Origin of the sequence: Alloacidobacterium dinghuense (assembly GCF_014274465.1) — a bacterium.
Lineage (GTDB): Bacteria > Acidobacteriota > Terriglobia > Terriglobales > Acidobacteriaceae > Alloacidobacterium > Alloacidobacterium dinghuense.
Genome location: NZ_CP060394.1, coordinates 1395742 through 1411062, shown reverse-complemented (window position 1 = coordinate 1411062; position 15321 = coordinate 1395742). Strand labels below are relative to the sequence as shown.

The following is a 15321-nucleotide window of genomic DNA, read 5'->3' as shown; positions in this document are numbered from 1 at the left end:
TCCAACGAAGCATCCCACTTCCAGCAACTTTTTTAGTACCTCAATCGAGGTATGGTTGGCCTTCTTCTGCTTCCTTCATGGGACGGTCAAAGCAGATATCCTCGCATTCATCGGGCGCTGAAAATGGAAACTCGCTACGAAATCTCCCACGAGCGCGAGAGATGCTGGCCCGAGTATCGCTATCACGGCAAAACCCGAAGCTCATAGCGGTGTCGGTCAAAACATAGAAGCGTTGACGCTCGCCGTGAAAAGAAATGCAAAAGGTCTCTTCGTGACCCTTTGGACATTCTGTGTAAAGAGCGGCAGGCGCAAATTGCGACACTTGCCGATTGTCCACTGCTCCTGTCAGTGTTTTTGGCAGGCACCCGGCAGAATTGCTTCGGTGGGATGATTCATCGATTCACACGAAAGCCAATTGAAGCGACAGTGGATAATGATCCGATGCGGTCACCAAACTGTGAACACACGCACGGCTGGTTGTCATCGGGCCCCTCGTAAATACCCAATCGATGGTCTGTCCGTGATCGAAAAACGAATGAGGCGGTGTGGTGTGTTTCGACTGCCTCGAAAACGCATTCCGGAATTGTGCCTGGCTGAGGGTGCTACTCGCGCTGGTGCGGGATACGTCCATGTTCAAATCGCCTCCCAACACAATTGGCGACTCCACCTGATATTGAAGAGTGTCCTTGAGGCACTCATCCAGCTGGGAAAATCGCAAGCCATAGTCACCGCGACTCTCCAAATGGAGGTTATAACTCACCATGATTCGGCCGCCAATATTGGCCTCGGTCACCAGGGCCATACGTCCACCGGTCCTTTCCTGCAGGAGTTCGATGTCAGGAAGAAACCAGCGCGGCTGCCAGAAGCCCGACTGTTTTTTAAACCGAAGAATGCGAGGGTTCAACAATGGCCATCGCGAAAGCGTTGCTTGCCCATGGTAGGCAGGTGAACTGCTCGATCCCTGGGTGAGTTCCTGAAATTCGCGTCCGAATATGTAATTCATTTTGAGCTTCTGGGCTATCTCACGTGGGATGTTCAGCCGATGTGTCCGCCTGGCATTGACATCGCACTCCTGCAGAAGAATGATGTCCGCTCCAACCGTGGCAAGGAAGTCGAGAATGCCGCTCAGCTGCAAGCCCTTGTTGATGTTCCAGTCGACCATTCGGATCGAAGCCGGCGGTAGTAAGAAAGAGCGTGCGTGAGCAAAGCTGCCAGCCTCGATCTCCTTGTCGGAGCTTGTATTCATGCTCGGGATTCTAGACTACTTCCACCCATGTCCTGGTAGAGCCCGTCTGGTTTAAGGCACGGTCTAGCTAAAGGCGATCTCACCGATGTCGATGGCAACCAGAACCGGATCTGGAATCGGGCGCTTACTGTCGTCGAATGCAACAACTCTACGAGTCGTAGGCACCATGATGCCGCCGACTTGACGGTAGTCGTATGCGTAATTCAATCCTCTAGCCCCACCCATGACGTCGACGACGTACTCGTGCCTGCGCAACAAACCATCTTTGCCGAAGTACGAGATCTGCTCGCGCGTGTGGCTGGCGATATTTTCAGGAAAGATCGCTTTCAGCGGCCGCCAAATCTCGCCGCCTTCGTGCCAGGGAGGAAGTTCCTCCGTTACAAATCCAGAATAGGTATAGAGAAATGGAATCGTGAGATATGTCCACAGCGCATAGCTGTCGAAGTAGGCAACGTGGAGATCATCCCAGGGAGTTTCATATGTCTGCCCTTCAAACGCACCGCGCGGATTATCGCGGTTCTCGATGAGGTGCCCTTGTTCGTCTTCTACCACGACCTGATGGGGCGCAAAGACGAAACGTTTATTTTGCCCGACAAGATGTGTGATGAGACGTTCCTCGTGAATGGGGAGTTCGATGCGGATATCTTTCAGTACATCCGGTCTGCCCTTAACATGCCAAATTGCACCCGTGACCGAGAGAGAAGCCTTCAGTGTTTTCAGCTGGCTCCAGCGGTCTATTCCTCCATGCGCCTCAGTTGCAAGTTTCAATAGAGTGTTCATGGACATCTTCCTGTCTGTCTTTCGTTGATCGCGACGCTTAAGATTACGGCTTTCTATTAATCGAACCACTTGTTGAGCGCTTCTAGAACTGTTGGAAATACTTAAACGGGCCCGACCAAACTGGAGATCCCGTGGACCGCGCTATCCGGAGCCAGGAAACTCGGCGGTGTTCCTCAATTCTGGTCTTACCGTCGGCGCAAACGACCAATAGGAGTACAGGGCTATAAGCCACGCCAGGTTAGCGCCAACCACGAAGAGGAAAAACGCGACCTTCATGATGTTCAGAGCGGCAAAAGCCAGCAGAGCATAGGGCATAAAGCATCGCCGCACAATGAACTCGGTATTTCGTCCGATATATAGAATTGGATTGGAACGCCGCCTCTCTACACTTGCCTGCCAGAGCTTCAGGTACTGCTCGGGATGCGCGCTCGCATACCTGTGCCGGCCGAGTCCCGTGACCAGGAACGTCATGGCAGCGCCGAAGAGAAGAGCACTTCCCCAAGCAATGAAGGTGGCGTCCTCAATGGCTTTCGAGAGCCCGATCGCGATTCCGGCAAAGATGAAAAGGTAATACAGCCAATCGCAGATTGTCTCAAGCCAACACCCAAAATCCGATTCCATGAGTTTCAGGCGAGCGACCTCTCCGTCGCAGCCATCGAAAATACTCGCCCAGACGGAGAGGATGGCGCCGATTAGCATATTCCAGTACCCGCCTCGAGCAAAATACATACCTGCAGTGAAGCCGACACCCAACGTAAACAGGGTCACCACGTTCGGCGTTACAGGCAGCTTTATGATTCGCCGGCTAATCGGCACGGAAACTCGACGGTTCATGCGTGCGAAAACGCCGTCCGTAGGTTTAACGAGCCAGTGATCGAGTTTGCGCTCACCGGCAAGGCACTTTTCCGGAGATGCAACTCGCTGCCATAAATTCTGTGCTACCGTCTCATACTGAATAGAACCAGTTGTGGCAATCCAGGAACACAGTTCATCCAAACTGCTGATGCCCTGCGGCCAACGATCCGCTGCTTCGTGCGCGAAGCTGGCAGATAGCACATGCATGCCGATCGATTCTTCGGCGGAGATAAGAGAGAGGGCCCCGTCCTGACCCCATTTGCATGCCTGACGAAATACGGCGGGATGATATATACAGTTGCCATCCACCAGCAGCAGACTATTTTCAGTTTCAGCAGTGAACTCTTGGAGCAACTGGCGTAACCTTCCGCCGATTGGCAAATCAAGCCACTCCACATAGGAAAGAGATCTGACCTGCATCAACTGATGCTGTGCCTCAGCCGCGGCATCAGGATCTAGGCATACGATCACTCGTGTTGCTCCTGCCCTCCTCGCCGACAGAATATTGCGGAGCAAAATCGGAATTTCAGCGATCTTGAGAAGTGACAGCTTAGTTCTGCCGGCGAAGATAACTGCGTTGATCGATCGACATGTGTCTGAGGTAGCGGCTCCGGTTGATTCACTATTGTCAACTGTCTCCCTGTAATCGTCAGCTCGTTTCGTTGTATTCCGCCTGGATATCAGGAGCAGGCACAGGATGCCTGCCCCCGCCCAGAAGATCGCGCGTAATCGTCTTGCCACCGCGACACTCAAGCCGATGAAAACGGGGAGTGAGAACATTCTGGCGATAAGGATGTTGCCGCCTTCGTAAGTCCCGATGTTGCCCGGATTGAGCGAACCCACGGCATTCACCAGTTTCGTGACTGCTTCGAATACGAATGAACCCTGTAATCCGATCCTCGTACCCAGCAACCACAAAATGAGATACACCTCCATTACGGCTAGCGCATGGCAGAGCAGATTCAAAGAGAGGCTGGCCCAGAACGACCGCGCTGCGCGGCGATGGAAATTGAAGAGCTTGTTCTCGACTGAAGAAATCAGTGGAAGCGCCTGTCCTAAGCGTGTGCGTAGGTAAGGAATCCCAGTCAATCTGCGCGCGCTTGCTGACAGCACTGGCCAGTGACTCATGACGGCAATCGCAGGGAGGCAAACCAGTATCAACAGAACGAGCGCAAACAGCACTGCGTAGAAGCGCAAAGTGGGCGTCATTGACTTCATAAACAGCGCTGCGAAAATGCCGGCCACGCTCACCATCCCTCCTGTGATCATGAAGAGCGTCCGGTCAAAAGTTACTGATACCACGCAGTTGTCCACGGGCATATCCCGGCTGATGGCTGAAATTCGCAACCCCTCTCCAAAGAACTGCCCCAGCGCTCCGGCTAGCCCCGCCGCTTCCGAAGCCAGGCGCAGCTGAAACAGGCGAGCAAACGAAACGCTGCTACCAGAGCCCATGAGAGTGAATCTCCAGGCCCAGGTCTTTACAAGATGTGAGAGTCCGCCTAAGGCTATGATCAGCAGCAGGCCCCATCCCAGGTTCGAAACACTCTGCATCAGCGCCTCCAGGCCGACTCTGCGCACGAGATAACCCAGGAGCGCAAGGCCGAGAATGGCAGTTACTATGTGCAGGGTCGCCACCCCGCGAGCTTTCGGCCTAAGCATGATGAATCACATCGTGGAGGGACGCGTGGCGAAACTGCCGGTCGAGGATGGTTTCCGCATGAGCCAGTGCCTCGGGTGTGTCGACATCCTGCCAAGCGGCTTTACCGATATCGAATGCGCGCAGGCTACCGGTTTTGCCCAGCAAGCGCATGCCGTCGGACAGTGAACAGTTTCCACCTTGCGTCGCTGACTCAAGGGCGTCGAAAATTCTCGCACTGCACAGGAACATGCCCGTGTCGTAGCCATCATATGCAGTGATTTGTTTGCCAATGTCCACGACGTGGCCGCCTTCACGCCTAACCTTGGTTGCATCGTCCAGATCGAAGATGCGATTAAGCTTCGAGTCAACCGCTAGGATCACATCGCCTTCGATAAGCGGCTGCCGGAGCAGGGCACGTGCCATGTCCGGCTCGAAGATATGGTCTGCCATCAGCAGCAGGAATGGTCCTTCTAAATATCTGTGAGCTTTAAGGACGGAGATGCCATTGTCCTTGTGGTAATCCGGATTCTCCACAACCGTGATCGAGATGCCCTGCAACGACCAGTTGTCCAACCACGCTCGCATAACCCCAGCGCCGTAGCCAACTACCACGACAAAGCGGTCGATACCTGCATCGCGGGCGGCGAGCATCACGTGCTCCAGCAATGATTGGCCTTTAACTTTGACCAGAGGCTTGGGCAACCCCCCGGACAGCGAAACAATTCGACTCCCATTGCCTGCTGCCAGGATCAGGCATTCGTGGATCTTTCTCCCGCCCCGTCTTCTCAAACTGCTTGAATGCTTCGTTCCTTTCATTGCTTTTCTCCTCCTCCCATGTCTGCTCGAGCCACAGAGGGTGGCTGCGCGTTCGAGATGTAATCGAAGTAGTTGATCTTCAGGGTCGTCGTACCGAAAATGCGTACTTCGGTCGTACTCTCTGTGGTCGCCGGGAACCATACGGTTCCGCTCTTCTGGTATGTATGGACAAAATGCAAATCACGGATCCAGAAGGATGGGTTTCTTGCAGGTTCTCCCTCTATGCGGACAACTGCGTAGTCCTGGGCATCGATCCAGATCCGCCCCTCGAACAACCGCTCCTCGCGCCGTCTGGGGACGACCTCGAGTACGTAGTCCATCCGGTCGTCCAGCAGTCCGTTCCTTAACACGTGAAACTCGTAATTGTCAGGGCTGAGGCGGATCTTAAAGCGAATTTCCGGGTGTGAAGCCTCCTCCTCTGATGCGAGCATCCTGCTTACAACGTGCCCGTATGCACCCTTCCAACCCGACTGAGACACGAGTTCGAAATGCTTGACCCCGTCCGCGTCGCAACCAACGCGCACAAGAATCTCCGCATGCTTGTGCATGCGCTCGTTGTCGAGAATGTAGCGGCGCAGGCCGTGATACCCCGCCATTAGGCTTTGTCGCTGCGCATCCCGGTCCAGCATTCGCGCAGCAACCACGTCACCGCTAGGAAGTTGAAAGTTGTCATCCGCACCCGGAGAGGTTGCCGTAACTACGAGCACTAAGAAAGCGGTAATGATTTGAAGTCTCATGATCAGAACTGGAATACGAACTTGCCGCGGTATTCACGCCATGCATCGTTGAGGAATTCGCCAAACTCGTTGCTGGCGACGTTGTTCTGCACATCTCGCGGGTTGAAATGGTTGAAGACGTTGAAGACGCCAAATCCCACTCTCACCTGAAGGCGTCTGCTGTCCCGGACATGGAGTGAAAATGGACGCGACACCTGCAGGTCCATCGAGGAGAACCTCGGATACCGCCTTTCATTCCGCGGCCCGGCATACTCGTGAAACTCATTCCAGGGCGAGTACGGGAACCCTGTGTGGAGGTCATAGACCGGAATCAACGTGAACCTCTTCGGACCCGCGATATCAGCCCAGAACAAAAAACGGTTTGGCGCGTCGAAAGGCAGGCGTGCACGTGCGTCCGGTTGAATCACTGCCTGGGGATAGTTCCCGAAGAACAGAGCAGGATCGTTAAGGTTCCCGTAAGCCCGCGAGCGGGCATACGAGCCGTTCAGAGACATGCGCTCGGAGCTGTAGCGCGCCGCAACCTGGAACTCCCGATAGAAATCCCGTCCGGCATTTGACAAGGCAATAATCCCAGCATTCCCACTAGAGAGTGGAGAAACGGTAAAGTCTTTCGTAGTATTGCGTTGCTCGTATTCGAAGCGCATCGCTAGGTGCTCAAGCACCTGCCTCTCGATGGCGGCGCTCCATGCAATGCTCTCCGGATTGTGGAGACCGCCAACGATGCGGTTCAGGTAAAGCGTTGAGCTGGATGCCTGCCCACTCGCATCGAACATCCACACTGTCCGCTGCGGCAGCCGCTCGAAGGCCGGAAACATGAGCGGCACGCGATCGTAGAACATCCCAACACCGCCCTTGAGCAGAGTCCTTCCGTCCTTCGTCAACAGAACGATGAAGCCCGTACGCGGAGCCGCATGCGTCGTCCCCGTGACGGTGTCGCTGTCGAAGCGCACTCCTAGATCAAATGTGAGCCGAGTTTTAGGAGACCACTTATCGCTAGCAAACCACGCAGTCTCGCTCTGCGTAACGCCATACGATGTCGGTGCGGTGAAGGTAATCTGCTCGACCGGAGAGCCTGAACCGCCGATCAACTCGACAGGAAGAAAGACCTGGTGACCAATATAAGAAGAGTGAGTAGCGTTCAACCCTGCCTTGAGTTCATGCTCTCCCACAAAATGCCGCGGAGCCAGTTGATAAGTTTCCTGGCCCTCGAGGCGCCAGGTATTGCGCTCCTGGCGGTTGAAGTATCCTCCCCGTGTAGTATCGATAAGTAGCTGGTACGGCTCGTTATTCTGCGCCGTAACATCAGCGTCGTAGGTCTTGTAGCTGAGCTGAGAAATCAGCGCGCTCTCGGCTCCGGTCAAGTAGCGGTGCTGCCCGTAGATCTCATAACCGCGTTGATGAAAATCTGCCGTCGCCGGCTGCGGCGTGAAAGTATTCAATCCCATGTACTGCAGTTTCTGCGGATAAACAGCCAGCGACATCGTCGCTGTTTGTTGCGGGCTTATCTTCAGATCCACCTGAGAGTAGGTGTCGACGCTCTCCTGTGTCGTATCCCTCTGCAACGGAGGCAGGCTGTTGACCGGGGTGCGAACGAACCGGTACTCGAACGATTGAATCAATGAAAGCTTGTCTTTGATCAGTGGGCCGGATAGCGTCATCCGCGGCGTAGCGGCGCCGATGCCGACAATGCTGCCGTCCCTGTCCCGCCAGCGTGGCAGAATGTTCTGAATGGAGAAGTGACGTTTTTCATAACTTCCCGTCTTTGTCTCGACGCTCGATACCGCACCTGTGAACCTTCCGTATTCCGGGTCGTAAGGATTTGACACGACCTGCACCGACTCCACGACGTCAATCGGAAGATTGATCGCGGGACTTCCGGTCACCGGATCGGTGACATTCGCGCTGTTCACCAGCGCACCGCTCTGGGTGTTACGAGCACCCTTCAAATTGATATGGCCGTCAGGTCCGCGCACCACGCCTGGGACCAGCGGCAGAAGCGTTTCCATGCGCTCGTTGACATTAGGGGCGTAAGTCAAAGTCTTTTCTCCGATGGTCTGGACGGGAGAGGGAGTTTTCTTTGCTGTGTCTGCGGTCGAAACGTCGATTGTCGTTGTGACTCTTGCTGGCTTGAGTAGCAGCAGAACCCGCACGACCTGATTGCTCGTGAGAGTCACGGTCTGCTCGCCATCCATGCCCTGGGCGCTGGCGGTTAGCTTGTAAGTCCCCGGAGGTAACTCGTCAAAAACAAAAGCGCCCTCCCCGTTTGTCTTTGTTTCCATCGTGATGGGACCGAGCGCTTGCACTCTTGCTCCTGCGAGGTACAACTTGCCCGCTGACCTGGCCTCCGAGACTGTTCCCTCCAGCCTCCCAGACCGTCTTCTCTCCGTCGTTTGCCTTTGGGCGACAACAGATTGAACGGAAAGGAAAAGCAGGACGGCACAGGCGCTCACCGTTCTCAGGTCAAGACCTTGCGTGGCCCACCGCTCACGAGCCGGCACGACTTTACTTCCTGTGTGGACTTGAGGCACATTGCCTTCCTGTGACTTCCAAGAAGAGCATTTCTGACACCAGCGGATGCTGGCGGTCACTGCTCCGCAAGTGGTTGCCTTTTAAAGGCGGGAAGAAATCAAGTCGGATTCGGTGCTCGTGGCTTCCAGCTAACGGGTTAACACGTTGCCAACAATGTCACAGTTTCGGCGCGTTTCGTTTTTGCCGTTGTGAGTCTCGAATGCTAGATCTTTCGTCGCCCATTTCTACACAACTGACGAACCTTGAGTACTGTTACATCAAGTGTTCACAGCAACACTACAGGTGACTCTTCATGGGTGTAAGACCAAATCGAGCGAAAACGAAGTGGCCCCTTCGAGCCAGGAGGCATTAACACAGGTGACGATCTGGACAGGTTTTAATCGTGAAGAAACTCAGTCAGATCTTCAAGGTGAGAGCCACTCGGCGACCGTTTTCTAAACGCGAAACATATCAAGGTTGTGGGGCGTCGCTTAGAAAGCTGTTAATCGAAGACTGGACCGTTGGCACCATTGAATGGAATGGGCAAAGGCTACAGATGGCGGCGACTTTACCGTGCCGATAGTGGCTCTAAGAATTCCGTACAGTGGACATCACAATGAGACGAACTGTTTTCAATGCTCTACGGGTCTCAACCATCCGTTTTGCCTTGTTGTTTCCACATGCAATCTGACCCTAACGAGCTAAATTGTTTTCGCTCGATTTGGTCTTACGTCCTCTGCAAATCCGCTCTACCTTTCCCTGAGAATATGTCAAGCCCGCGAGCCTTGACTGACTTCACGTACGTGCCTACTAGAGATTCTTCCTCTCCCGTTTGGTGCACATGAGAACGGTCAGCGACAATTTTATTCTCCGCCGACTGATCGAGAGGTTCGTGGTCTGCTAAGGCAACATTGTGAGCGGAGAAGGACAATCAATATGATTACGGATTGGAAACGATATCGTCGCACTCGGGATCGCATCGAGGGCAGTTATGCAGACCCCGACACGCCGCTGGTCAAATTGGCAAAGACTGGAGACGTACAAGCTTTCGAGCTGCTGGTGTTGCAGCATAAACAGAAGGTGTATAGGGCCATTTTTGCGGTTACCAAAAACCGTGAGGATACTGAAGACCAGGTGCAGGAAACATTTCTGCGGGCATATCGTGGTCTGTCTGAATTCAAGGAGAATTCAAAGTTCATCTCTTGGCTCACGAGGATTGCGCTAAATCAGGCTCTGATGTGCCTCCGGCGCCGACGATATCACCACGTGTCGCTTGATCACTCGATGATGACAGACACTGACCCGACCAGATATGACATGCCGGAATGGCGACCGAATCCAGAGCAAAACTACGCGGACTCCGAGGTCGCCGAAAATCTACGCGAAGCGCTTTCGAGATTGCCCACATCATTTCGCTCGGTGATGGTTCTAAGGCATCTGCAAGAATACACAACTAGAGAGACCGCCAACGAGCTAGGCATTAGTGTCGCAGCGGTCAAGAGCAGGATCCTGCGTGCACGCCGACAGCTACGCGATCGGATCAGCGACCGGTCCAACCTCCCTTAGACCCGAGCCTCATGCAAGTACGTCAGGTACTTCGCTGGCATTCGTGGGCTAAAACACCTCGGTTGCGCAGAGTCCCTCCGGAAGACCTCTATCTCGCCGCTTCCCTGAGAGATAGTCACTCATCCGGTCGGGTCGAGAGACAGCGCCACTGCGTGCAGTTCGTTGTATCGAGCAATTGTGTTCCTGGAATATTCGGAGTCGACGTCACCTGCACTCAGCGCCACATCGAGTGGGCCGGCAGCGTCTCCTGTCGGGAGACAGTCGTGCTCTTCCAGTGCGTCAGCCATAGCAGATAGGCGCTCAGCAATTGTCTGGCGGAGCCTGATGAGGGCGGGCTGAGTCAAGAACTCGCTCTGCGCCTCCTTATGTAAAAGGGACGCTTGATTCCAGATCAACGCCACAGTGGTCATTGACATCCGCATAAACGTATCGCCCATGCGCATGTGTTTCTCATGTTCCACGCCGAGTTCGTATTGCGTTGCCTCGTTCAGCATCCGGACCGTGGAGAGCTGTTTCCCAAGCCGATCCCTCAAGACGTCCGACTCTCTCATGTAATCTGGAAGGGACAACTTGTCATCCATAAGCGCAACTACTCGCGAAGCATCTTTCAGAACCGATACAACGACACGACGCATCACCGTGACCGTACGAACCGGCCAAATCTGGTCGAGGACAAACCACATCACGACCACACCCAGCAATATTCCAACAAAGCGATCACGAGCAGGTGACAACTCTGTGGGCGCACTGAATCCTTCAAGAGATGTTAAGTAGAAGGCAAAAGCCATCTGTAACCCAACATAATTAAATCGTGGCCCTCCTGCGACCCAGGCGCATAGAAAGGCGATCGCGCCGATCACGACGACCAATGCTGTGATGGAGTCCATAAATGGAAACAAGAAAACTTCTGCGCCTATACCGAGGACAAGGCCACCTATAGTTGCGCCAAGAAGTCTGAGAGCCAGCTTCTGCTTCATAGCTCCGCTGTGGCTCAAACCTGCAACCATAACCGTGATGACGCAGGTTGAGATACCGGGCCAATCGATTGCGTGGTACAGGATGTAACAAATCGTCGCACAGAGGCTGACTTTGAGTGCAAAAGCTACATTCTCTCTCTTCGAGATTGCGCCAGAAATGAGCAACGGAACCTGTTTGGACGGAAGCGCTACAAGATTAGGGCGCATCTCGTCAGCGGCTGAGGACATTGTTCCGATCGATTGGATGATGATCTCAACTCGCTCGAGATGTGCGAAGGCTGTTGAATTCCTGAGGTTAAGATTCAGTGCCGGATCGGTCCTGAATTTACTCGCAAGCTCACTGCACTGTCTTGCGATGACCTCACAACGAGATCGGATCTCGATATCTACAACGTCTATCTGAAGACCGAACGCCGCGGAGCTGTCCAATAGTTCTGCAAGCATCGTAATGTGGGCGTGCACTCCCATTGGAAGACTGCCCCTATTAAGATCGCGATCGGCTAGTTGGCTATAGAGTTGAAACATTCCTGCGTGACCCGCCCCGGCCAATCGGGAAACGTGTTCCGCCGCACTCCGACGTTGCTGTTCTGAAGAGTTACTCGCATATGCTTTGAACATTGTCTCGAGAGCGCGATAGCGTATCCCTAGCTGCTCGGAGAGTTTGTCTACAGGAGAACGTGTGGCCAACAGATATTCGACCGCAATTGCAACTGCAATCCCTGTTGCAAATGCTGCCAGCAGCCACAGGGAATTCTTTACCAACGTGTCTGCTCGGGTGTGGTTCTCCCAGAAACTGATTCCGACACTAAAGATGATCCCCCATCCCGACCCCAAGGAGGGCATGCTCGTTGCCACGGTGATCATGCCGGCGACGAATGTAATGGTTGCCAAACTAAGTACTCTTGCCATTGGATTGTTGTCGGTCAGAATCACGACGACCAGAGAAATCGCGAGTGCACACGACACCGCGCATAACAGTGCAAAACCAGTGCGTAAGGTGACGGCTGGGCTGTCGCGGCCAACCATGAAAATGACGTACAGAGCGTAAGCAACAAACGGCATTTGGAGAACCATCATCGTGATGAGCACGAGGACGGAGGTCAAAGTAATCCGCAGAGAGCCGTCAAGCCGCCCAGGAGTTGGCTGCAGATCCTGTGTCAAATATTGCAGCCATGATCGGGTTTTGGATTGCGTCGCACTGAGCGGCATTCTTCACCTCACGATGGTCACCGCGGTTGCGCCTATTCGAAACAGTGCGGGGTCCGGATTCTGAATGAGGATACGAACTGGAAAGCGTGTCGAGAGGTGCACCCAATTGAGAGTCCTCTCAATGTTGGGGAGGCCGTCCGAGACGTTTCCGTCCTCTGGGAAGACGCCGTAGCCAGCACTTTGAACAACGCCTTCGAATTTCCGCTCAGGATGACCCATGAGATATACGTCAACCTTTGAGCCGACATGGATATGCCGGAATTTGCCTTCTCGATAGTTAGCAATGACCCACCAGCGTCTTGCATCGATCAGTGTGAACATCGCGGAGCCAACATGAGCATAGGCCCCTTCGGATATGTTCATGTTTGTGACATAAGCATCGAATGGCGCAACTACCCGGCACCTTTCAAGGTCGAGACGGGCGCGGTCGACCTTCGCAGCTAACCCAGGACGCAGCGACTCAAGGATGTCGAGAGTATCGACTACATGTATAGCCTGCCCGAGTTGAGCTCTCGACTGAAATACCTGGTCAGTGGCCTGCTGTTGTCGAAGTTCGGCTTCCGCCTCCTGCGCCTGAGCCTCGGCGAGCGCTGCCTGAGCCTGCTCATAGTCGCCTTTTGCAACGCGAACGGTTGTGTTTGCCTGGTCCACTTGATCGACAGTGACATAGCGCTTCTCCAGCAGCGGTTCGAGCCGGTGAAGATCATTGATGGCATATGCCAGGTGAGCATGTGCTGCATCCACTGCTGCCTGCGAGCGCACAACTGCCGCCTTGGCGGCCTGTACCGCGCTACTGGAAGTTCTGGTTCCCGTCACCGAGACGCGAACTGTTGCGTTCGCGGCGTCCACGGCGCGGTCCTGCGCGGCGATCTTTCTTCGTAGGTCAATAATGCGTTGTTCCAAATTGTCCTGATCTGAGAGCGCTTGCCGGAGGGCATATTCGTAGTCTCGAGGATCAATCTCAAAAAGCAGATCGCCTTTTCTGACAAAGGCGTTGTCCCTGACGGGTAGTTTGACCAAACGGCCCTCGATCTCCGGGGCGATTGCGATGAAATTTGCTCTGACGCTCGCATCGTCTGTTCGTGGATGAATCTCCGTGTCCACAACTACTACGAGCAACGCTACGACTGTTCCAGCGATGACGACAACGCGGAGCCACCAACCGAATTTTTTGCGGGTTTGATCATCACTCATAGGAGCGTCCTATCGGAATCGAAGCAACCAGGTAATACACGCGATGAGAGTTACGCTACATGGATAAAACAGCCATAGCGGCCCCACCTGGTCCTCAAGCGCATAGCGCAACAAAAGCCGTCTTTCGACGAAAGCAAGGACCACGCCAATAGCAAGGCAAATCATCCATACCGGGAAGAATGAACCGATAATGCTGACCGAAGGAGCACGGCTGCATCCGGAGCACAACAGGCAGATGACAAAGCCATCGATCAGCAGCGTATGCTTTCGCGTCATCTGCTACCGTCCTTATCTTGTGTTGTGGTGGTTGGAGCAAGGTTCCGCAGCAGGCTTCCAGTGACGGATTCAAGTCGAACAGCTTCGGTGAAGAGTCGTGAACGCGCTGAGACCGAGGATAGACGCGCTGTGGCTAGTTCCTTCTCCGCTGTAACGACATCCACAAGATTCTTGACACCATATTTGTATGCATCCAGTGAGGCCGCATAAGATGTGTCCGAGGCCTTGAGCAAGGCAACTGCCGCTTCCTCTTGCCTCAAAGCAGTACGAAACGCGATATAGCCAGTCCACACCTCGCGCGTGGCCTGGTCCCGTTTGTCTCGGAGTTCGTCGACTGCTTGGCGCTCTGCAGACTCCGCTTCAGCTTTGCGATTTTTTCGTGCGCCACCATCGAAGATTGTCCACTCGATACTGAGTGCCGCTGCCCATGTTGGCTCACTCGCGTGGCCCAGCGCCCCCTGCGACTGGTCGGTGGTAGGCCAGCCCGAAGTCTGCGCCGCCTTCCCGGACAATAGAATTCGTGGCCAATAGGCTGACTTCGCCGCGCGGATCTCATCATCCGCGCGGCGAATCTCCAACATCTGCGCCAGGAGGTCTGGACGGTCAGCCATTGCGCGAGAGATCAGTTGTTCAATCGGCAATGCCAGAGCCGAAGGCAGAGGCGTGTCCCTTTTGGCATCGATGAAGATGTCAGCGGAGGGTTCGACGCCGATCGCCTCTGCTAAAGTTACCCGTGCGATCTTCTCGTCACCATCGGCTGTTTCGAGATCAAACCTTGCTTGCGCCGTTTCAGCCGTTGCATTGAGAACGTCAGGCATTGTGCCTCGTCCATTAGCCAATCTGGCTTCGGCCGCGTCCTGTGTGATTTGCGCAGTCTTGAGGATGTCTTTCGCTGCCTGCAGGCGCTCTTGTGAGGTGAGCAGAGCATAATAGTCGGCCGATATGGAGTAAGCGACGTCCTGGTTGGCCTTGATGAACTGCGCCCCTGCTGCAAACGCTTCTGCTTTTGCGGCATCTACATTGGCCTTGCGAGCGCCAAAATCCAGCAGCAGATATTGCAGTTGCACCTGCGGTTCAATGAGGGGCAACTCAATCGTAATGTAGCCTCGCGGTGCCAATGGCTCCGGGAACGGCAAGATGGAGCGCTGGTCGGCGAACAAGACCGTCCCAGCTAAAAGTGGGTAGTATTCGCTCTTTTCGATGCCGAGCGCCTTCGCTCGCTGTTTCGCGCGCTCCCACGAGATTCTGGTATTCGGGTTATTCCGTTCACCAATGTCGATCAACTCCGCCAGCGAGTACTGGTGCTGCGGATCAATCGATGCCACCTTTTCATCAGGAATGAAGCTGCTAGCGCAGGACGATGCGACTTCCGGCGTGCTTGCGATCGCCGAACATTGCGAAGTAGCTTTCCAATCCCACAAGAGCAGGATGAGAAGAAGCAGACATTCAGCATCGATTCTTTGAAATTTGCAAAGGTGCATCCATCACTCTCGGGAAGCTAGGATTGAGCCGGAAGCT

General features: G+C 54.3%; 11 protein-coding genes. 1 reads left to right on the top strand and 10 read right to left on the bottom strand.

What is annotated here, in order from left to right:
• Positions 1 to 400: 400 nt before the first annotated feature.
• The 6 genes from H7849_RS05735 to H7849_RS05710 all read right to left on the bottom strand — a co-directional run bounded on the left by H7849_RS05735 (position 401) and on the right by H7849_RS05710 (position 8523).
• A complete protein-coding gene (locus H7849_RS05735) occupies positions 401 to 1246 on the bottom strand; it encodes an endonuclease/exonuclease/phosphatase family protein (protein WP_186744885.1) in 846 nt (281 codons plus the stop codon).
• A 63-nt stretch (positions 1247 to 1309) separates the two neighbouring features.
• Positions 1310 to 2026: a hypothetical protein gene (locus H7849_RS05730; protein WP_186744883.1), complete on the bottom strand. Its 717-nt coding sequence runs from the start codon at positions 2024 to 2026 to the stop codon at positions 1310 to 1312.
• Positions 2027 to 2167: 141 nt separating this feature from the next.
• A complete protein-coding gene (locus H7849_RS05725; protein ID WP_186744881.1) occupies positions 2168 to 4540 on the bottom strand; it encodes a lysylphosphatidylglycerol synthase domain-containing protein in 2373 nt (790 codons plus the stop codon).
• On the bottom strand, positions 4533 to 5336 hold the full coding sequence (locus H7849_RS05720; RefSeq protein WP_186744879.1) for a phosphocholine cytidylyltransferase family protein: 804 nt from the start codon (positions 5334 to 5336) through the stop codon (positions 4533 to 4535). Before H7849_RS05720 ends, H7849_RS05725 begins: the two co-directional genes overlap by 8 nt.
• Complete coding sequence (locus H7849_RS05715; RefSeq protein ID WP_186744877.1) at positions 5333 to 6073, bottom strand: DUF5686 family protein; 741 nt, start codon at positions 6071 to 6073, stop codon at positions 5333 to 5335. The genes H7849_RS05720 and H7849_RS05715 overlap by 4 nt, the downstream gene beginning before the upstream one ends.
• Before the next feature lie 2 nt (positions 6074 to 6075).
• Positions 6076 to 8523, bottom strand: coding sequence for a TonB-dependent receptor (locus H7849_RS05710; protein ID WP_285288957.1), 2448 nt, complete (start codon positions 8521 to 8523; stop codon positions 6076 to 6078).
• Between the two features lie 994 nt (positions 8524 to 9517).
• Between H7849_RS05710 and H7849_RS05705 the strand changes: the two genes are divergently transcribed.
• Positions 9518 to 10147 (top strand): RNA polymerase sigma factor, encoded by a 630-nt coding sequence (locus H7849_RS05705; protein WP_186744874.1) that lies wholly within the window; start codon positions 9518 to 9520, stop codon positions 10145 to 10147.
• A gap of 119 nt (positions 10148 to 10266) precedes the next feature.
• Here the strand turns inward: H7849_RS05705 and H7849_RS05700 are convergent, their stop codons facing one another.
• The 4 genes from H7849_RS05700 to H7849_RS05685 are packed head-to-tail and all read right to left on the bottom strand — an operon-like array spanning position 10267 to position 15284.
• Positions 10267 to 12333 carry an FUSC family protein gene (locus H7849_RS05700; protein WP_186744873.1) on the bottom strand — a complete coding sequence of 689 codons (2067 nt, stop codon included), beginning with the start codon at positions 12331 to 12333 and terminating at the stop codon, positions 10267 to 10269.
• Positions 12334 to 12336: 3 nt separating this feature from the next.
• On the bottom strand, positions 12337 to 13527 hold the full coding sequence (locus H7849_RS05695) for an efflux RND transporter periplasmic adaptor subunit (protein WP_186744871.1): 1191 nt from the start codon (positions 13525 to 13527) through the stop codon (positions 12337 to 12339).
• Between the two features lie 9 nt (positions 13528 to 13536).
• A complete protein-coding gene (locus H7849_RS05690) occupies positions 13537 to 13803 on the bottom strand; it encodes a YtcA family lipoprotein (RefSeq protein WP_186744869.1) in 267 nt (88 codons plus the stop codon).
• Complete coding sequence (locus tag H7849_RS05685) at positions 13800 to 15284, bottom strand: TolC family protein (RefSeq protein WP_186744867.1); 1485 nt, start codon at positions 15282 to 15284, stop codon at positions 13800 to 13802. Before H7849_RS05685 ends, H7849_RS05690 begins: the two co-directional genes overlap by 4 nt.
• Positions 15285 to 15321: the final 37 nt, after the last annotated feature.